The 19,632-nt window shown below is 73.3% G+C and carries 14 protein-coding genes; 3 read left to right on the top strand and 11 right to left on the bottom strand.

Translation table 11 applies throughout. From position 1 onward, the window contains the following. Positions 1 to 21 precede the first annotated feature (21 nt). The gene (locus CS0771_RS08025; RefSeq protein ID WP_244870671.1) at positions 22 to 843 is read left to right on the top strand and encodes a hypothetical protein; all 822 of its coding nucleotides are present in this window, start codon (positions 22 to 24) and stop codon (positions 841 to 843) included. A 318-nt stretch (positions 844 to 1,161) separates the two neighbouring features. Continuing rightward, on the top strand, positions 1,162 to 1,806 hold the full coding sequence (locus CS0771_RS08020; RefSeq protein WP_212840430.1) for a GNAT family N-acetyltransferase: 645 nt from the start codon (positions 1,162 to 1,164) through the stop codon (positions 1,804 to 1,806). 73 nt (positions 1,807 to 1,879) lie between these two features. On the opposite strand, the gene ccsB is transcribed toward CS0771_RS08020, so the two are convergent. From ccsB to CS0771_RS07985, 7 genes are all read right to left on the bottom strand, one after another. Continuing rightward, a complete protein-coding gene (gene ccsB / locus CS0771_RS08015) occupies positions 1,880 to 2,875 on the bottom strand; it encodes a c-type cytochrome biogenesis protein CcsB (RefSeq protein ID WP_212840429.1) in 996 nt (331 codons plus the stop codon). Continuing rightward, complete coding sequence (locus tag CS0771_RS08010) at positions 2,875 to 4,443, bottom strand: cytochrome c biogenesis protein ResB (RefSeq protein WP_212840428.1); 1,569 nt, start codon at positions 4,441 to 4,443, stop codon at positions 2,875 to 2,877. Before CS0771_RS08010 ends, ccsB begins: the two co-directional genes overlap by 1 nt. 64 nt (positions 4,444 to 4,507) lie before the next feature. Further along, entirely contained in the window at positions 4,508 to 5,287 is a 780-nt protein-coding gene (locus CS0771_RS08005; protein WP_212840427.1) for a cytochrome c biogenesis CcdA family protein, read from the bottom strand. A gap of 19 nt (positions 5,288 to 5,306) precedes the next feature. After that, a complete protein-coding gene (locus CS0771_RS08000) occupies positions 5,307 to 5,879 on the bottom strand; it encodes a TlpA family protein disulfide reductase (protein WP_371821363.1) in 573 nt (190 codons plus the stop codon). 8 nt (positions 5,880 to 5,887) lie between these two features. Beyond that, positions 5,888 to 6,517 carry a histidine phosphatase family protein gene (locus tag CS0771_RS07995; RefSeq protein ID WP_212840426.1) on the bottom strand — a complete coding sequence of 210 codons (630 nt, stop codon included), beginning with the start codon at positions 6,515 to 6,517 and terminating at the stop codon, positions 5,888 to 5,890. After that, on the bottom strand, positions 6,514 to 7,845 hold the full coding sequence (gene hemL, locus CS0771_RS07990; RefSeq protein ID WP_212845689.1) for a glutamate-1-semialdehyde 2,1-aminomutase: 1,332 nt from the start codon (positions 7,843 to 7,845) through the stop codon (positions 6,514 to 6,516). The genes CS0771_RS07995 and hemL overlap by 4 nt, the downstream gene beginning before the upstream one ends. Before the next feature lie 13 nt (positions 7,846 to 7,858). Further along, positions 7,859 to 9,055, bottom strand: coding sequence for an FAD-binding oxidoreductase (locus CS0771_RS07985; RefSeq protein ID WP_212840425.1), 1,197 nt, complete (start codon positions 9,053 to 9,055; stop codon positions 7,859 to 7,861). A 234-nt stretch (positions 9,056 to 9,289) separates the two neighbouring features. Here CS0771_RS07985 and CS0771_RS07980 point away from each other — a divergent pair, with 234 nt between their 5' ends. After that, positions 9,290 to 11,410: a S9 family peptidase gene (locus CS0771_RS07980; protein WP_212840424.1), complete on the top strand. Its 2,121-nt coding sequence runs from the start codon at positions 9,290 to 9,292 to the stop codon at positions 11,408 to 11,410. 56 nt (positions 11,411 to 11,466) lie between these two features. On the opposite strand, the gene CS0771_RS07975 is transcribed toward CS0771_RS07980, so the two are convergent. From CS0771_RS07975 to CS0771_RS39380, 4 genes are all read right to left on the bottom strand, one after another. After that, positions 11,467 to 13,338: a glycoside hydrolase family 6 protein gene (locus tag CS0771_RS07975; RefSeq protein ID WP_244870670.1), complete on the bottom strand. Its 1,872-nt coding sequence runs from the start codon at positions 13,336 to 13,338 to the stop codon at positions 11,467 to 11,469. A 381-nt stretch (positions 13,339 to 13,719) separates the two neighbouring features. Then, the gene (locus CS0771_RS07970; protein ID WP_212840423.1) at positions 13,720 to 13,950 is read right to left on the bottom strand and encodes a hypothetical protein; all 231 of its coding nucleotides are present in this window, start codon (positions 13,948 to 13,950) and stop codon (positions 13,720 to 13,722) included. Further along, positions 13,947 to 16,520, bottom strand: coding sequence for a caspase family protein (locus tag CS0771_RS07965; RefSeq protein WP_212840422.1), 2,574 nt, complete (start codon positions 16,518 to 16,520; stop codon positions 13,947 to 13,949). The genes CS0771_RS07970 and CS0771_RS07965 overlap by 4 nt, the downstream gene beginning before the upstream one ends. 105 nt (positions 16,521 to 16,625) lie before the next feature. Next, positions 16,626 to 19,538: a helix-turn-helix transcriptional regulator gene (locus tag CS0771_RS39380; protein ID WP_212840421.1), complete on the bottom strand. Its 2,913-nt coding sequence runs from the start codon at positions 19,536 to 19,538 to the stop codon at positions 16,626 to 16,628. Positions 19,539 to 19,632: the final 94 nt, after the last annotated feature.

The raw sequence follows: 19,632 nt of genomic DNA, 5'->3' as shown, positions 1-19,632 counted from the left end.
TCCCGGCCGGTTGACCGGGATGTGAACCCCCGCCTCGCCCGCCTCGCGGCGGTCGTGCTGCTCGCCCTCACCGCAGGCTGCGCCCCCGCCCACGCCGGCGCGATGCCCGACTGCCCCGTCGGCCGTCCCGCCTCCGTCACCGCGCCCAGCGGCCCGCCCAGCCTGCACGCGCCGGGCGCCTGCCGCTCCCACGCGACGGTCGTGCAGCCCGTGGCCGCGGCCGTGCCGAGCCCCGGCTACCACCACCTCGGCGCCACCACGCGCGGGCGCTGGTCCGGGGTGCTCGGCCGGATCGAGGTCGGCGACGTCGCGGCGCGGCCCGGCACGTACGACTTCGTCGCCGCCCGTTTCATGGCCAAGACCGGCGACGGGGCCGCCTGGCTGGAGGTCGGCTGGACCGAGACCGGCTGGTCGGGCACGGGACGCCAGCGCGTCTACACGTACGACACGGCGACCCGGGCGTGGGCTTTCTACGACCAGTACGACGTCAGGCCGGGCGACCGGGTGTGGCTGCACCTGCAGACCGAGTCCGCCGGGGCGAGCCCCGCCTGGCAGGCCTGGCTGTGGTGGGGCGACACCTGGCACCTGCTCACCAGCCGCCCGCTCCCGCTCACCGGCCAGGCCCAGATCGAGCAGTACGTCGAGGTCCACGCCGACCCCGCCCACCCCGGCACCCTCCGCATCCCGCCGCTGACCGTCGACGACGTCGCCCTCAAACCCGCCCCCGACGCACCCCTGCGGCCGTGGAACGCCGACGTGCCCACCGACCCGGGCGCCGCCTTCGCGACGTACTGCCTCACCTGGCAGCGCCCGTACACCACCTGGACCACCGCGACCTGCTGAAAGGAAGGGCACCTTCTTATCGTTTTCCGTAGAGGAAGGGCACCTTCTTAACCCCCTGGGGAGGGCCGCGCCACACCAGGCGCGGCCATGATCGCGGGTTCGTGTCCAAAGGTGGGGTCTGGCGCCAGGTTTGGACACGAACTCGCGATCTTGCCAGCAGCAGCCGCTCGCTCGGCAGCGAACACCGGGAGCTGCCACGTCGGCACCGCCGCATGTCCGGCCAGGCCCAGCCGGTCCGGCCAGGCCCGGCCCGGGACAGGGCTCGGCCCCAGGACAGGGCCCGGCCCAGGACAGGGGTCAGGGTTAGGCTGCTGCGCCATGCGAATCGTGACCTTCGCCGAGCGCGACACCCCCGCCGCACTGCGCCGCCAAGCGCTCGCGCTGCAGGAGGAGGCCTGGCCGACCGACGAGGGTGCCACGCACGAGGGCAAGGGTGCCGAGCACGGCGAGGATGACGGGCACCGCGAGGATGACGGGCCCGGCGAGGATGACGACGCCGGCCAGTGGCACGACCCGGCGCTTGCCCCGATCGCCATGCTGCTCGTCGACGACACCGGCATCGTCGTCGCGGCACTCGACATCCTGACCAAGGAGATCACCCACGCCGGGCAGCGCTTCCTGGCACGCGGGCTGAGCCGGGTGGTGACCGGCAGCAGGCACCGCGGGCGGGGCCACGGCCGGCGGTTGGTCGCCGCGGCCCGCGACACGATCGAGCGCAGCGGAGCGGACCTCGGCATCTTCACCTGCGACAGCGAGCTGCGCGGCTTCTACGAGAGCGCCGGCTGGCCGCACCTGCCCGGCGCGGTGCTGATCGGCGGCACGCCCGAGGACCCGTTCCCGTCCGACCGGTTCGACAAGGTCACCATGGCCGCCTTCTTCACGGGCAGGGCCTGCGCCCAGGCTCACACCTTCCCCGGCACCCGGGTGGCCCTGTACCCCGGAGTCATCGACCGCCTCTGGTGACCGGCTTCCTGCGGGCGTTAAGAAGGGCACCTTCCTCTACGCATAGCGTTAAGAAGGTGCCCTTCCTTCTGCTCTAGACGCCGCCGTAGGAGTGGAGGCCGGTGAAGAAGATGTTGACGCCGAAGAGGTTCATCAGCATCGTCAGGAAGCCGATGACGGCGATCCAGGCGGCGGTGGTGCGCTTGATGCTGGGCGTGGCGCGGGCGTGCAGGTAGCCCGCGTAGACGACCCAGGAGATGAAGGCCCAGACCTCCTTCGGGTCCCAGCCCCAGTAGCGGCCCCAGGAGACCTCGGCCCAGATCGCGCCCGCCGTGACGCCGAAGGTCCAGATCGGGAACGCGAACGCGTGCAGCCGGAAGCTGAGCCGCTCCACCGCCTCGGCGTTGGCCAGGCGGCCGCCGAAGGCGTAGAGGAAGCCGCGCTTGCCCCGGTCGTAGCCGGAGCGCACCAGGTACATGATCGAGGCGGCGCCGCCGATCATGAACAGGCTGGACGAGACGGCGACCGCGCCGATGTGGATGCCGAACCAGTAGGAGTCCAGCGCCGGCACCAGCGGCCCGACCGGGGTGTAGAGCACCATCCCGGCCACGCCGACCAGCAGCACCTCGAACAGCATCACGAACAGGCCCAGGTGGCGCACCTGCTGCTGGAAGAACAGGGTGACCAGCCAGACCACCACGCCGAGCAGCGTGATCGCCATGACGAACTCGTACATGTTGCCGAACGGCAGCCGCTCGGCGGCCAGCCCGCGGGTCACCACGCTGCCCGCGTGCGCGGCGGCGCCGAGGACCGTCGCGACGACCGCGAAGAACCCGAGCCGGCTCGCCAGCGACGGCCGGTCGCCGCCGGACTCGATCACGTCCGGGGCCGCGTAGCCGCCGTGCGAGGTCTTGGTGGTCACCGGGGCGCCGGCGCCGACCAGCTCCTTCTCGCGCTCGGCGGCGGGCGCCGAGGCGGCGGAGCCGATGCGGCCGCGGTCGCCGAAGGCGTACTCGGCGGCGTGCAGCAGCATCGCGACCAGGTACACCAGCACCGTGCAGACCATGAGGTTGTCGGAGAGTGCTGCCACTACCGTTGCCACCTTTCCACCAGGGAGCGGAACTCGTCTTCGAAGCCGGGGTATTCGGTGCGCGGCAGGCCGCCCGCCTCGGCGCGTCCGTCGGGGTGCAGCCGCAGCCACACCCGGCGGCGGCGGCCGTACAGCGACAGCGGCAGGCCGGCCAGCAGCAGCACCGCGCCGGTCAGCACGATCGGCTCGCCCGGGTCGTGCCGGATGGACACCGTGATCCACTGCCGGGTGCCCAGGAACTGGAGCCTGCTGCCGTCCTCCAGGGTCCAGGTCTCCCCGGGCCGGAGCAGCTTCGCCTCGCCGTAGCGCTTGAGCCGGCCGGTCTCGATCTGCCGCTGGTCCAGCTCGTACACCGAGCTGGGGATGCCCGCGTCCAGCCCGAGGTCGCCGCGGTACGCCGTCAGCATGAGCGCCGGGTTGCGCTCCTCGGGGTGCTCGGAGCGGATGTACGGGGCCTGGTTCGCGGTCGGCAGGTAGAGGCCCTCGAAGGCCATCTGCTTCGCCTTGTCGCTGCCGTTCGCGTCCGGGAACGCCGCCACGCCGGAGCTGGTCAGCGTCTGGTCCGTGAACGGGAACGGGACGACGGTCTCCTGGGAGACCCCGGCCGCGTCGGTGTACCGCAGCACCGGGGCGTACCCGTGCCCGAGCAGGTACACGTTCGCGCCGTCGAGGCGCAGCGGGTGGTTCACCCGGAACGAGCGCCGCCCCAGATCACCGTGCGCGGCGTCGCTCACGGCCACGTCCGCCTCGAAGGAGATCGGCATGCCGTCGTCGTGGAACTCGGCGCGGAAGTCGGTCAGCTCCAGGCAGAAGCCGGGCAGGTCGCCGGCGGTGACGCGCGGGCCGAGCCCGAAGTCGTCGTACTGCTGCACGGTGTTGCAGAACACCTGCTCCGGGCCGGCGACGATGAGCCGCCCGGCGTGCCAGCCCCACTGCGAGCCGAGGCCGACCCCGATCAGGATGACCAGCAGCGAGCTGTGGAACAGCAGGTTGCCGGTCTCCTTCAGGAAGCCCTTCTCGGCGGCCAGGGTGACCGTGCCGTCGGCCTGCTCCCGGCGCACGGTGCGCCAGCCGCGCAGCGCCGCCTTCGCCGCGGCGGCGTCGACCGCCGCCCCCAGCTCGGCGTGCTGCGGCAGGCGGTGCAGGTTCTTGGGCGCGTCCGGCGGCGGGGTGCGCAGGGCCCGGACGTGGTCGGCCAGGCGCGGGGTGACGCAGCCGATCAGCGAGGTGAACAGCAGCAGGTAGATCGCGGCGAACCAGGGTGAGGCGTACACGTCGAAGCCCCACAGCCGGTCCACGATCGGGGCCAGGTCGGGGTTGGCGGCGTAGTAACGCTGCACGTCCTCGACCTTGACCGAGCGCTGCGGCAGGATCGAGCCCGGGATCGCGGCCACGGCCAGCAGGAACAGCAGCACCAGCGCGGTGCGCATGCTGGTGAGCTGCCGCCATCCGTTGCGCGCCGCGGCCCACGCGGCCGCGCCGATTCCGGGGGTACGCCGTTCCGGCGGCTGCTCGCCCAGCGGCGTGTCCTCGGCGGTGCGCTCGGCGGTGAACTTCTGGCTGGTCATGACTGCCTCTCGCCGTGCGCGCCCGGCATGCTCACGCGGGCCCGTCCGGTGCTTCGCGGGCGGCTCATATCGACACCGAGCCCACGCCGAAGGTGCCCCGGAGCCAGATCAGGAAGTCGTTCCAGCCGCCGGTGATCAGGGCGAGCCCGACGACGATCAGCAGCGCGCCGCCGAACCGGGTGACCCAGCGCGAGTTGCGCCGGATGAAACCGACCACCCCGCCGAGCTTGCGCATGCCCAGCCCGAGCGCGAGGAAGGGCAGGCCGATGCCGAGGCAGTAGGCCAGGCCCAGCACCACGGCGCGGCCGGTGTCGCCGTAGACCAGGGCGAGCGTGCCGACCGCGCCCAGCGTCGGCGACAGGCACGGCACCCAGCTCAGCGCGAACACCGCGCCGAACACGGGCGCGCCCCACAGCCCGGCCTGCGGCAGCTTCTGGATCCGCCGCTCGTTGTCCAGGCCCGGCACGACACCGAGGAACGCCAGCCCGAACAGCACGATCAGCACGCCGACGCCGGTCTGCAGCGCCCGCTCGTGGGTGAGCAGCACCCGCCCGATCTGCGCGAAGGCGATGCTCGTGGTCAGGAACACGGCCGCGAACCCGGCGATGAACAGCAGCACCCCGGCCAGCACCCGGCCGCGCCGGGCCCGGCCCAGGCCGGTGCGGTCGTCGCCGAGGGTGGCGTCGAGGTCGGCACCGACCAGGCCGGTGACGTACGACAGGTAGCCGGGCACCAGCGGCAGCACGCACGGCGACAGGAAGCTGACCAGCCCGGCGAGCGCCGCCACGGCCACGGCCAGCAGCAGCGGCCCGCCGTTGACCACGGCGACGAAGTCGTTGCCCATCAGGCGTCCACCCGGCGCATCAGCCGGCCTTTTCCGCGGCGATCTCGCGCACGATCGGGCCCAGCTCGGCGATGTTGGTCGCCTTGCGCACCACCGCGGCGACCCGGCCCTGCCGGTCGATGATCAGCGTGGCAGGGGTGGAGACAGGAGGCATGTCGGTGAAGCCCAGGGCCACCCGGCCGCCCGGGTCGAAGATGCTCGGGTACGAGTTGCGGGCGGCCGTGAACGCCTTGGCCTTGTCCCGGTCGTCGCGGTTGTTGATCCCGAGGAAGGTGACGCCGAGGCTCGCCGTGTCCTTGGCGACCTGTTCCAGGTCGGCGGCCTCCAGCCGGCACGGCGCGCACCAGCTCGCCCAGAAGTTCACCACGACCACGCTGCCGCGCTGGGCGGCCAGGTCGTACGAGCCGCCGTCGAGCAGCTCGCCGGTGACCGCGGGGGCGGCCTTACGCTGGGCGGGCTGGAAGCGCAGCACGTCGCCGACGGCGGGCGGCTTCTCGTCCGCGCCGCACGCGGCCAGGGCGGAGGTGGCCAGCCCGGCCACGGCGAACGCCAGCACGGCGCGGCGGGCGTGGGTGCGGGGGCGCGATGTCACGCGCCCCATCATGCCCCGAGCCCGGTCCCGGGTCCCAGGTGGGCTGCCGGCTCGGAGTATGTGATCTGCGCCAACTGATCACCCTCGAAGACGAAGGAGGTCAGGCTGGCCAGGCCGCACTGGCGGCGGCGCGGGTCGTGCCACAGCCGTCGGCCCTCCAGCGCGCAGCGCAGCGTCCAGATCGGAAGCTGGTGCGAGACCGCCACCGCCTCATGGCCGCGCGCGTGCTCGCGGGCGGCGTGCAGGGCGAGGATCATCCGGGCGGCGATGAGCCGGTAGGGCTCGCCCCAGCTGGGCTTGAGCGGGTTGCGCAGCACCCACCAGTGGCGCGGATCACGCAGCGCGCTGTCGCCCGCGCCGACCCGCATGCCCTCGAAGTAGTTCCCGCTCTCGATCAGGTTCGGGTCGAGGCGCACCGGCAGGCCGAGCTGCTCGGCGAAGGGCTGGGCGGTCAGCTGCGCCCGCTCCAGCGGGCTGGACACGAGGTAGGTGATGTCCCGCTCGGCCAGCGCGGTGGCGGCCGCCTTGGCCATCTGCTGGCCCAGCCCGCTGAGCTGGAACCCCGGCAGCCGCCCGTACAGCACCTTGTCCGGGTTGTGCACCTCACCATGCCGGAGCAGGTGGACGACCGTTCTCATGACTGCTGCGCCGCCGCGCGGGCCGCGGCGGGCAGGGCCGCGGCGATGTGCTCCAGGGCCTCGTCGTCGATGGCGGCCGAGACGAACCACGACTCGAACGCGCTGGGCGGCAGGTAGACGCCCTGGGCCAGCATGCTGTGGAAGAACGCCTTGAACGCGGCCACGTTCTGCTGCCGGGCGCCGTCGTAGTCGCGCACCTCGGCGTCGGTGAAGAAGATGGAGAACATGCTGCCCGCGGTGGCCAGCCGGTGCGGCACGCCCGCCTCCGCCAGCGCCTTCACGGCCAGGCCGCTGATCGTGGCCGCGGTGGCGTCGAGCCGGGCGTACACGGCGTCGTCGGCCAGCCGCAGCGTGGCCAGGCCCGCCGCGCAGGCCAGCGGGTTACCGGACAGGGTGCCCGCCTGGTAGACCGGGCCGGCCGGGGCCAGCCGGGACATCACGTCGGCACGGCCGCCGAACGCCGCGGCAGGCAGGCCGCCGCCCATCACCTTGCCGAAGGTCCACAGGTCGGCGTCCACCGGCTCCAGGCCCTGCCAGCCGCTGCGCGACACCCGGAACCCGGTCATCACCTCGTCCATGATGAGCAGCGCACCATGGCGGTGGGCCAGCTCGGCCAGGCCCGCGTTGAAGCCGGGCAGCGGGGCGACCACGCCCATGTTGCCCGCGGCGGCCTCGGTGATGATCGCGGCGATGTCCGCGCCGTGCGCGGCGAACGCCTGCTCGACCGCGGCCAGGTCGTTGTACGGCAGCACGATGGTCTCGGAGGCGCCCGCGCCGGTGACGCCGGGCGAGTCGGGCAGGGCGAGCGTGGCCACGCCGGACCCGGCCGCCGCCAGCAGCGCGTCCACGTGCCCGTGGTAGCAGCCGGCGAACTTGATGATCTTCGAGCGCCCGGTGTGGCCGCGGGCCAGCCGGATCGCCGACATGGTCGCCTCGGTGCCGGAGTTCACCAGCCGGATCTGCTCGGCCGCGGTGCGCGCGACCAGCTCCTCGGCCAGCTCGACCTCACCCGGCGTCGGGGTGCCGAAGCTGGTGCCCCGGGTCGCGGCGTCCTGGATGGCGGCGACGACCTCGGGGTGGGCGTGGCCGAGCAGCAGCGGGCCCCAGGAGCAGACGAGGTCCGCATACCGGCGGCCGTCCGCGTCGAAGAGCCAGGGGCCCTCGCCGCGGACCATGAAACGTGGGGTGCCGCCCACAGCGCGGAACGCCCGGACGGGCGAGTTCACGCCGCCGGGGACGATGGCCGCCGCCCGGTCGAAGAGGGCCTGGGAGGCGGGCGCTTCTGCCGGGTACCGCGCGGGGCGCTCAGCCGGCTCATCAGTCTCGATCACAGCGTACGAATTATGGCACGCGGTACGGCGCGAGCAGCTCACGCAGGTGCGGCGGGGCGGCCTGCACCACAGCGGAGCCGCTGCGCGCCAGCAGCACCTCCCGCAACGTCTCCAGCACGGCGATCAGGCGGCCGGGCGGCAGGTCGGCGGGCACCGCGGCCCAGGCCTGGCCCACGCCGATGCTGCCGCGCACCGGCACCGGCGAGCCGACCGCGTCGACCAGCGCGTAGCAGACCGAGTGCAGGTCGCCCGAGGGCGCGTAGAGCCGCACCGCCACCTCGTCGGGGCGGAACGGGTAGCGCCCCCACCAGGCCGGGGCCTGGGAGGTCAGGTAGGCGTGGCCGCCCAGCCGGTGCACCAGCAGCCGGGCCCGGTCGGCGAGGCTGATCGTCGACCCCTCCAACAGCACGGCCAGCACCCCGGTCGCGTCCCGCCGCCCGCCGGCCTGCGGGGTGCGGCGTACGCCCGGCATGTCCAGCTCGATCGCGGCGGGCGCCAGGTTGGCCGAGAGCACGTCGTCGCGCAGCGTGGCCACCTGCAGCGGCTGCAGCACCGGGCAGACCACCCAGGCCGCGGCGGGCGGCTGCGGGTAGGTCCGCAGGGTGGCCCCGACCACCAGGCTGGCCTGGTGCGGTGCGCCGGGGTGGGTCCAGCGCAGGTCGTAGATGCCCGAGCCGAGCAGCTTCGCCCGGTCGGCGACGGTGGTCACGGTGCCGTCGGGCAGCACCACGGTCGCGTCCACGACCTGGACCGCGGGCGGGCCGTAGAGGTGGGTCAGCGGTCCGAACTCGGCAGCGGCCAGCACCCCGCCGAAGGTGGCCCGCGGCGAGGGCGGGTCGAGCGCGAGCCGCCGGCCCGAGCGGGCGAGCACGTCCTGCGCCACGGCGACGCCGGCCCCCGCACCGACGGTGAGCAGCTCGGTGCGCTCGTCGTACCGGATGGCGGCGAGGTCGGCGAGGTCGACCAGCAGGTCGATCACGGCGGGCGGGTCGAGCCATGTGATCTTGGAACCGCCGCCGCGCGGCAGCACGGTGAGGCCCAGCTCGTGTGCCCGCGCCATCAGCGTGGCGGCCTCGCCGAGGTCGCGCGGGGTGGCGACCCAGCGCACCCGGGCGCCGTCGACCGCGTCCCGCGGGCCGGAAGGCCGTACCGGGCAGCCGAGCCGTAGCTCGTCCAGCTCGGATTCCTCGCGCACCGGTGCCGTCATCCCTGCTCCAACCCGAATGGAGGTGCCGCTCCTGACAACAGTTCACCTCGCGTGCCCGCGGGCTGGCGACCCGCGCGAGAGAAATCTTCACGTAGCGCACAAATGCGAGATCAGCGCCCGGCCGGCCAGGCATGCCTACTGCCGATTAGTACACGTGTTCGATCGTACCCCACCGATTTCGCTTGCGGCAATCATCGCTGCCCCGGTACCCGCTCTTTCGGTAGCGTTACCGCCATGACTTCCGATCTCCCCAGCGGGCCGACCACCGCTCCTGTCGCACAGCGGATCGCGAGCACACGCACCCACCACGGCGACTCCGTCCTCGACGAGTACGCCTGGCTGGAGCAGAAGGACGATCCGGCGGTCACCGCCTACCTGGAGGCCGAGAACGCCTGGACCGAGCGGGCCACCGCCCACCTGGCGGGCCTGCGCGAGACCCTGTTCGGCGAGATCAAGGGCCGTACCCAGGAGACCGACCTGTCGGTGCCCGTCCGCAAGGGCGCCTACTGGTACTACGCCCGTACCGAGGCCGGCAAGCAGTACGGCATCCAGTGCCGCCGCGCCGTGGCGGCGGGCGAGACCGCCCCGCCCGCGCCCGGCGACGGCGCGCCGCTGCCCGGCGAGGAGATCCTGCTGGACGGCAACGAGCTGGCCGCCGGGCACGACTTCTTCTCGCTCGGCACGCTGGACGTGAGCCCCGACGGGCGGCTGCTCGCCTTCTCCACCGACTTCACCGGCGAGGAGCGCTTCACGCTGCAGATCAAGGACCTGGCCACCGGCGAGATCCTGCCCGACCGGATCGAGGGCGCGTTCTACGGCAGCGCCTGGTCGCTGGACGGGTCGCAGCTGTTCTACCTGACCGTGGACGAGGCCTGGCGCCCGCACCGGGTCTGGCGGCACGCGGTCGGCGCCACCGGCGAGGACGCCCTGGTGCTGGAGGAGGCAGACGAGCGCTTCTGGATGGGTGTCGAGCTGAGCCGCTCCCAGCGCTTCCTCCAGATCGACATCCACAGCAAGGTGACCAGCGAGGTCTGGCTGATCCCGGCCGACGACCCGACCGCCGCGCCGCGCGTGGTCGCGCCGCGCGAGCAGGGCCTGGAGTACGCCGTCGAGCCGCAGGGCGACCGGCTGCTGATCCTGCACAACCGCGACGCCGAGGACTTCACCCTGGCCGAGGCGTCCGTGGACGCCCCGGCCGACTGGCGCGAGCTGATCGGGCACACCCCGGGCGTACGCCTGGAAGGGGTGGACGCCTTCGCCGACCTGTTCGTGGTGTCGCTGCGCCGCGACGGCCTCACCGGCCTGCGCCTCTACCCGATCGTGGGGGAGCCGACCTCGAAGCCGCGCGACATCACCTTCCCCGAGCCGCTCTACACGGTGGGCCTGTCCGGCAACCCGGACTACCAGGCCGACCAGCTCCGGCTGACGTACACCTCGCTGGTCACGCCGGACTCGGTGTTCGACTACGTGGTGGCCACCGGCGAGCTGCTGCTGCGCAAGCGCAAGCCGGTGCTGCCCGGCCCGGACGGCGTCGCGTTCGACCCGGCCCGCTACGAGCAGCACCGGGTGTGGGCCACCGCCGACGACAACACCGGCGTGCCGATCTCGCTGGTCTGCCGCGCGGGCACGCCGCTGGACGGCTCGGCGCCGTGCGTGCTCTACGGCTACGGCTCGTACGAGTCGAGCATGGACCCGTGGTTCTCCATCCCGCGGCTGTCGCTGCTGGAGCGGGGCGTCATCTTCGCGGTGGCGCACGTGCGCGGTGGCGGCGAGCTGGGGCGGCGCTGGTACGACGAGGGCAAGCTGCTGCACAAGCGCAACACCTTCACCGACTTCGTGGCCTGCGCCCGGCACCTGGCCAAGAGCGGCTGGTCCAGCGCGGACCGGATCATCGCGCGCGGCGGCTCGGCGGGCGGGCTGCTGATGGGCGCGGTGGCCAACCTCGCCCCGGACGCGTTCGCCGGGGTGGTGGCCCAGGTGCCGTTCGTGGACCCGCTCTCCTCGATCCTCGACCCGTCGCTGCCGCTGACGGTGACCGAGTGGGAGGAGTGGGGCAACCCGCTGGAGTCGCCCGAGGTGTACGCGTACATGAAGGGCTACTCGCCGTACGAGAACGTGGCGGCGCTGGAGTACCCGCCGATCCTGGCGGTGACCAGCCTCAACGACACGCGGGTGCGGTACAGCGAGCCGGCCAAGTGGATCGCCGCGCTGCGGCACACCGCGCCGGAGGGGCACTACCTGCTCAAGACCGAGATGGGGGCCGGGCACGGCGGACCGTCCGGGCGTTACGACGCCTGGCGCGAGGAGGCGTTCATCAACGCCTGGGTGCTCGACCGGGTCGGCCTGGCGGGCTGAGCACAGGGAAGGGCGTTCCCCCTGCGGGGAACGCCCTTCTTCATGCCTTCGTCCGGTCAGGACAGCGGCGGGTACGCGTTGGCCATCAGCTGCTGGAACTGGGCCGAGAACCACTGGCCGGAGATCGGGGCGTTGGGCAGCGCGCCGGAGAGGCTGTTGCCGTTGCGCTCGTTACCGGTGTAGGTCGGGTCGCACATCCGGTCGAAGCCCTTGCCCTCGTCGTTCGGGATGAGGGAGCTGGAGCCGTCCGACTCGCCCGGAGGCTTGATCCACACGTAGGCGTCGATACCCGACTGCGGCGCGGCGGTCGGGCGCTCGCCCATGCCGGCACCGGCCTGGTTGCACCAGTTGCCGAGGTGGATACGCCGGTCGATGCGCGACTGGTTGATGTAGGTGTCCAGCACGGTCGAGGTGCTGGCCGCGGTCGGCCGCGTGGTCTGGATCGACTGGCACGGGGTCTGCACGCAGTTGCCCCAGCCGTTGCGCGAGGTGTCGATCAGCATGCCGATGTTGGAGTTGAAGCCCTCCTGGACCAGGCGGTTGCGGAACGCCTGCGCGAACGACAGCTCGTCGGCGTAGTAGTTCCAGTCGATCCACTTGGCCTGGCGCACCGGCTGGCCGCCGATGGTGCCGCTGATGTTGATGTACGGCTCGACCAGCGCAGAGTAGTTGGCGGTGTTGGTGATGAAGCCGTGCACGTTGTTGACGGTGCTGCCCTCGGCGGTGGCCGCCTCCTTCAGCTTGACCGCGGTCGGGCCGAAGTTGGTGTCCCAGCCCAGCCAGCCGTGGTGGCCCGAGTCGATGTAGTTGTACACGTTCGAGATCGCGCCCAGCTTGTTCAGCGCGTAGCCGACGCCCTTGACGTAGCCGCCGTTGGAGTTCATCGTGGCGCACTTGGCCACGTTGAGGTTGGTCACCAGGTTCGGCAGCGAGTCGATCTCGATGACCGCGACGATGCGCAGGTTGCGGTACTTGCTGTCCGCCATGATCGCCGCGATCGGGTCGATGTACTCCGACTTGTAGCGCGGCAGCTCGTCGACGCCCAGCTCACCGTTGGAGGCCAGCGCCGAGCAGTCCCGGCCGGGCAGGTTGTAGATCACGAACTGGATGGTCAGCGCGGCGGAGCCGTTGGCGGCGTCCTGCACCAGCGCCTCGTCCAGGTGCGCCCGCAGGCCCATCGTGGTGCTGCTGCCCGCGATGGCCGCGATGCGGTCCAGCCACACACCGGTGGAGGTGTTGGCCACGCGCGAGCCGCCCGGCTCGGCGATGGCCTTGGACCGCCAGTTCGGGTTGACGTAGCCGGTCGCGCCGACGTACGGGTTGTCGACCTTGACGCCCGGGATCGGGCTGCTGCTCGCGCTCGGCGACGCGCTCGGGCTGCTGCTCGGCGAGGCGCTGGGGCTGCTGCTCGGGCTCGCGCTGGGGCTCGCCGACGCGCTCGGGCTCGCACTCGGGCTGGCCGAGGTGCTCGGGCTCGGGGTGACCCCGCCGGTCGTGCAGGTCACGCCGTTGAGCGTGAACGCGGTCGGCTTGGGGTTGCTGCCGGTCCAGCGGCCGTTGAAGCCGAGGCTGGTCGACGCGCCGGTGGCCAGGTTCTTGTTCCAGTCGAGCGCGGTCGCGGTCACGTTGGCGCCGGAGGCGGACCAGGTGGCCGACCAGCCCTGGGTGAACGTCTGGCCGCCGGGGAAGGCGAACTTCAGCGTCCAGTTGGTGAGCGCGTCACCGGTGTTCTTGACGACCACGGTGCCGGTGAAGCCGCCGGTGCCGGCGCCCTCCGACCAGTCGTTGGTGGTGTACGTGATGTCGCAGCCCGGCGCGGCGTGCGCCATGGTCGCGGGAAGCGTGATGAGGCCCGCGACCACCAGGGTGGTCGCGCCGCTCAGCGCAACAGCCTTGCGCCGCGCGGACAGCCTGATCGGGAATTTCATGCCATCTCCTTGGGCGGTGACGCGTCCCCGACGGGGACACGGCGTCGGCATCGAGCCGTGGCGGGGCCACGGCGGCATGCCGATGAGGCGGTACGGACGCCCGAACCCGGCGGGCGGAACAGCGTGCCAAAACGGCCGGTCAAGGCCGGTGAAACCGCCGTCCCTCAACGGGTTGCCCTCGGCGGCAAGATCGCGTGGGCGCGCTCCCAAACGCGAACGGGTGCCATGTTTGCACAGTCGTGGCCCGCGACACAACACCCGATCTCGATCCACCGATACCGCTCGTGCCGGATGTGGAAGTTTCATCCACACACGACGGAGCTCCCCCCAGGCCGCCCCGACGGCGGTGGAGGGAGCTCGGTTCGGGCTGTGGCGGAGGGCTCAGCCCGAGATCTCGCTCGGCTTCGAGCCCGGGTCGAGGTCCACCACGACCAGCGCCGCCGCCTTGCCGTTCAGGTAGACGGTGACCTCGCGGCCGGCCCCGTCCAGCAGCTGGAGCGTGGCGGTCTCGCCGTTCTCCATCGCCGACTTGACCTGCGCGGTGACCTCGTCGACCCGCTTCTCAGGGATGCCGAACTCCGCCTGGCCGATGATGACGCGCTTGCGGCTCATACCCGGGTTCCTTCCTTCACGTCGCGACCCGACTCCTGCCGAGAACTGACGGACGGCGCGGCGACCTCCTCGACCCGGTAGCGGAACGAGAAGTCCTGTGCGCGCACCGCCGTCCGGCCCGGGGAGCGGCCGACGCCGAAGTTCTCCCCGGCCAGCAACGTGGTCCGGTACAGCCCGATGCTGTTGCCGTGGGCGCCGCGCAGCAGCCGGTACGCGGCGTTGACGATGACCGCCCCGGCGCCCACGGCCGCGATCGCGACGGCCGCCTGCGGCGCCGCCACCAGCAGCGTGCCCACCTGGCCCATCGCCGCCTGGAGTTCGGCGTCGGTCAGCGTCTGCGCGAGCAGGTCGCTCAGCGCCAGGCTCTCCCGGTCGTCCCGGGACACCCACACGGCCACGTCCAGGTAGCCGTCCACCGGCCCGTGGAAGACCTGCAGATCGTCCAGGGGCAGCCGCTGGCCGTCCCGGATGTCGCGGAACCGCTCGGTGTGCGCCTGGTAGGCGGGCCGGCCGCCCGGCCCGGCGGTGGTGAGCACCGTGTCGATCCGGATGTCGGCCTCGCGGAAGGCCCGGTTGTGGTGCACTACCAGGTCCGACAGCCGCACCGCGACCGCCGCCGGGGCCGCTCCCCGGGGCCGCCAGAACCGGCCGGTGACCCCGGGCCGCTCGTCCACCTGGAAGACGGGCTCCTCGCCCGGCGGGGCGAGCACCGGCACCAGCTCGAAGTCGATGGTTCGCACGGCGAACCGGAGCCCGCTCGGCGTCGGCGGCACCACGTCCCGGCTGAGCCCGGTGCGCAACTGGTCGAGGAAGCCCTCCAGCGCGGACCCGCCGCGCGCCAGACCGTGCTGCTCAATGACGCGCATGTCCACCGGCTTCGAGGTGGCCAGCACGACGATCGTCTCGGGCCGGGGGCCGCCCCGGTCCAGGCCCTCCGGCCACTCCAGCCGCGCGCCGGGCAGCTCTCCCGTACGGTCGTCGCGGCCGAGCACGAACTCCCCGCCCGGCACCAACCGGACCCCCGACGGCGAGGAGGTGTTGAGCAGCGCGATCCGCGCCGCCACGCCGATGTCCAGCAGGGAGACCCACACGACGTCCGGGCCGCCGTTACGCACCTTCACGTAGACCGGCTCGTCCAGGTAGAGCGGACGGTCCGGCGCGGCCGGGTGCGCCGTGCCGCTGCGGACCACCCCGAACTCGACCTCGAGCGGGGCGGCGAGGCCGCCGCCCGGCTCCTCCGCCAGGCGGCGCAGCATCTGGGCCTGGGCCAGGCGCTTGAGGTCCTGCACGACCCGCGCGATGCCCGGCGCGTCGGCGCGCGCCGCCAAATGCAGCGGGCCGATCCGGTCGTGCACGGTCAGCGCGCCCGCCTCATCGATCCGCACCTCGACGTCGGCCCGCTCGCCGGGCTCCGCCACCCGCACCAGCGCCGACGCGCTCATCGCCCGGACCAGGTCTGCGCAGCGCGGATCGGAGCCGGGCACCCGCACCGGCAGGGCCGGGGCCGCCACCCGGCTGCGGTGCGCGCACGCCCCGAGCGGCACCGCGGTGTCCGGCTGCCGCGGCCGGAACCGGCCCCACGCCGCGCCGTCCACGATCTTCTCCACCTGGACGTCGCCGAGCTTGCTCCGCTCGTCCGGGCCGGCGCTGTCCGGCGGCATGATCACGAACTCGTCACCCGGCCGCACCCCCAGCAGCAGGGCGCCGGCCAGCTTGAGGCGGCTGCCCTCGGCCGACACCGGCAGCGTGGCCACTGTGTCGGTCTCCGTCCGCTCGAACAGCATGCGCCGCGCCGGGCCCTCCACCTCCGGGCGCTGCGTCGGCATCTTGGTCAGCACCCGCGTGCGCACCCGATCGACCACGGTCGCCCAGGAGACGGTGAGTCCGCCGTCCCGCGCCTCGGTGAGCGCCCCGGTGAGCGCCTCGGTCAGCATCCCCATCGAGCGCCCTGCCGCAACGGCGTACTCGTAGGCGGACTGCTCGGGCGCGCAGGCGACGACCCGTACCGCGTCCGGGTTGCCCTCCGGCGCCAGGCGCTGCCGGAACGCGGGGTCCTGCCGGCCCACCCGGTCCAGGTGCGCCGAGAGCAGGGCGTACGACGCGGGCACCGACAGCGCCTTCACGATGCGGTCCGGGTCCCGGGACATGTGCGCGGCGTGACAGCAGTCCAGCACCACGGTGACGTTGCGGGTCCGCTCCGTCAGCCGGGCCAGCAGCCCGGACAGCTCCAGGTCGGTGATGCCCCGGAAGTCGCCGGGCTGCGACTCGTCGAAATCGGACGGCACGATGAACTGGATCCGCGACGGCAGCGACGCCGTCCGCTCGTGCTCCGGGGGCAGGCAGTAGCCGCCGTGCCCGCTGTAGAAGACGACGATCGCGTCGTCCGGCTCCGCCTCGGCGATCAGCTGCTCGTACGCGGCCAGGATCCCGGCCCGGGTGGCGTCGTCGCCCACGCACGGCGTGATGTCGAAGTCCCACGCCCGCAGCGCCGTGGCCATGGCCTGGACGTCGTTGCCGACGCCCTGCAGGTCCCCGGTGCGCGGGCCGATCAGCAGCGCGCTACGTGCCACGGCATCCCCCTTGCATACATCGACGTCGGTCCGCTGCCCGCGAGCGTAGGCGGCCCGGCGGCCGCCGAACACCGGTCCGGCCTTACGTCGAATTACGTAACCCCCTCAGTCACCTGCGAAGAAGCCCTCGCGAAGGGCCACCGTGGCCGCCTCCGCGCGGTTGCGCACCCCGAGCTTGCGCATCAGGTTGGTGACGTGCACGCTCACCGTGGACTCGCTGATGTACAGGGTCTGTCCTATCTCGCGGTTCGTCCGGCCGGTCCGGATCCCGCGCAGCACCGCGAACTCCCGGTCGGTCAGGCCGAGCGGCGGGCGCGGTGCCGGGAGCGGCTTCACCAGATCGAGGCGGTATCGCGAGGCCAGTGCCGCGATCTGCTCGCGCAGCGGCTCGGCGCCCAGCCTCTCGGCGGCCGCGAACGCGCCGCCGGCAGCCACCGTGGCGCGCCGGTGCCGGGCCACGGCCTCCGCCTCGGCCTCGCGGAAGCGCGCGTACGCCATCGGGTAGGGCCGCTCCAGCGACTCCCAGCCGTCAGCCACCCGCCGCCAGGCAGCCGCCGCGTCCACGCTGGCGGCCCGCGCGTGCTCCGCCTCGCACTGTTCGAGCAGCAGCCTGGTGCCCGGTGAGCCGGGGTGCCCGGCGACCGTCTGCCGCGCCGCGTCCAGCAGCGCCGCCACGTCGGCCAGCGTCGGCCGTTGCTCCTGCGGGCCGGTCCGGGACAGGTGGCCGTCGGCGGCCACCCGCAGGCCCATCGCGTACAGCTGCAGGCGGACCAGGACGTTCTCGCTGCCCGCGATCGCCTCCAGGCCACGCGTGACCGCCTCCGCGGCCTGGCCGCCGTCGTGCCGCCACAGCGCCAGCTCGGCCAGGCACCCGTAGAGCGGGCCGACGAACCGGGCATCGGTGTTCGGCCGGCTGCGCACCTCCCTGAGCAGTCCCTCGGCCTCGTCGAACCGGCCGCGGGCGGTGGCGATCTCGGCCCGGTTCAGCAGTTGGTAGGCGGTCTCGGTGGCGGGCGGCTCGGGCCGCGCCTCGTCCAGCAGCGCCACCGCCTCGTCCCACCGGCCGAGCAGGGTCAGCGTCGCGCTGGCGTTGTTGGCCAGCACCCCGCCCTGCCGGGTGTGCAGCAGGCCCAGCCCCCGGGCCTTCGCCAGCCCGTCGAGCAGCACCTCCACCGACTCGGCGAGCAGGTCGGCGTGCTCCAGGCACAACCCCAGATTCGCGTACGCCCGCAGCGTGTCCTCCAGATGGTCGACCTCGATCGCGATCTCCAGCCCCTGACGCAGCGCCCGCACCCCCTCGTCCGGCTCGTCGAGCATGGTCAGCGCCAGGCCCTCGCTGTTGAGGGCGCGGCCCTCCTCGGCGCGCGCCCGCACCGCACGCGCCAGCTCCCCCGCCCGCTTCGCCCGCGCCAGGCCGTCGACGTGCTGCCCGTCCCGGACCGCCACCGTGGCCAGGGCCGCCTGCACCCGCGACCCGGCCGCCGACGGCGGTCCGCCCGCGAGGTGCTGCTCCGCCGCGCGATACGCCTCGGCCGACTCGTCGACCGCCCGGGCCTCCCACAGATAGCTGCCGAGCCGCTCGTACAGCTCCCCGAGCCGGTCGCCGTCCGCCTCGGCGGCCTCGTCGATGGCCTCGCGCGCCCACCGCACCGCCTGGTCCACGTGCCCCGCCCAGCGGGCCGCGTCGGCCGCCACGGTCAGCACCCGGAGCTTGGCGGTGCCGGCCACCGCCGCCGCGCCGGGCACCCCCGGCCACAGCTCCAGCGCCCGCCGGTACTGCGTCTCCGCCTCCTGGAAGGCCCGCATCCGCACCGCGAGGTCACCCGCGCGCACCGCCCAGGCCAGCGCCTCCGGCTCCTGCGCCGCCGCGAACCAGTGGTACGCCAGCTCCGGCACCAGGCGCGAGTGCTTCTCCGCCTCGGCCGCCAGCGCCCGCGCCACCGCCTCATGCCGGAGCCTGCGCCGCAGATCGGCGATCCGCTCGTAGGCGGCCGCGCGCAGCAGCGCATGCTGGAAGGCGTACCCCCGCTCGGTCCGGTCCTCGACGAGGACGAGCTGGTCGAGGCACTCCTGCAGCGCGTCGGCCAGCGTCTCGGCGTCGAGTTCGCTCACCGCGCCGAGCAGCCGGTCGCCGACCCGCCGACCCGCCACCGCCGCGACCTCGACCACCTTGGCCGCGGCGGGGCTCAGCTGCTCCAGCCGGACCGCCATCATGTCCGCGACCGTCTCCGGCAGGCGATCCGGGTCCGCCAGGTAACCGGCGGCCACCAGCTGCGACGCGAAGTACGGGTTGCCGTCGGCCAGCTCGGCGCAGCGCGCCACCTGCTCGGGACCGGCCGGCTCGGTCGCCAGCGCGGTGATCAGGTCCCGCATCTCGGCGGTCGTGAACCGGGACAGCGAGATGCGGTGCATGCCCCGGCTGAACTGCGGCGCGGCCAGCACCCGGCGCACCGGGTGGCCGCGCTCCAGGTCGCTGCGGTGGGTGCAGATCAGCAGCAGCCGCTCGTCGGAGCCCATGCGGGTCAGGTAGGCGATCAGGTCCAGCGTGGACGGATCGGCCCAGTGCACGTCCTCGAAGACCAGCACCAGGGGCGTGGTCCGGCCGATGTGGTCGAGCAGCCGGGAGACCGCGCCGAAGACGCTCAGCTGCGAACCCTGGCCCCCGACGGGCGCCTCCGCGCCCGTGAAGTCCGAGATCAGCGGGGCGAGTTCGCTCCACGCCGGGCCGGCCAGCTCCCGCGCCTTCTCCTCGGTGCGCTCGCGCACCAGCCGCCGCAGCGCCTCGATGAGCGGCCCGTACGGGATCGCACCCGAGCCCAGCTCGATGCAGGCGCCGGAGAGCACCTGAGCGCCCTCTGCCGCGGCCTGCTCGCAGAACAGCGTCAGCAGCTCGCTCTTGCCGACACCCGCCTCGCCGCCGATCAGGACGGTGGCGGGCCGGCCCTTCTCGCGCACCGTGGCCAGCAGGTCGGCGAGCCGGCGGAGTTCCGCGGCACGCCCGATGAAGGCGGAAGCCATGCCGAACATCATTCCGGGTGCCGAGCTGCTCACCCAGGCACTCACGCCGGGCCCGCCCGATCGACCCAGGACGATCGAACCGCCTGGCCGGGGC

The organism is Catellatospora sp. IY07-71 (assembly GCF_018326265.1).
GTDB lineage: Bacteria > Actinomycetota > Actinomycetes > Mycobacteriales > Micromonosporaceae > Catellatospora.
This window is presented reverse-complemented; position numbering and strand designations above follow the sequence as displayed.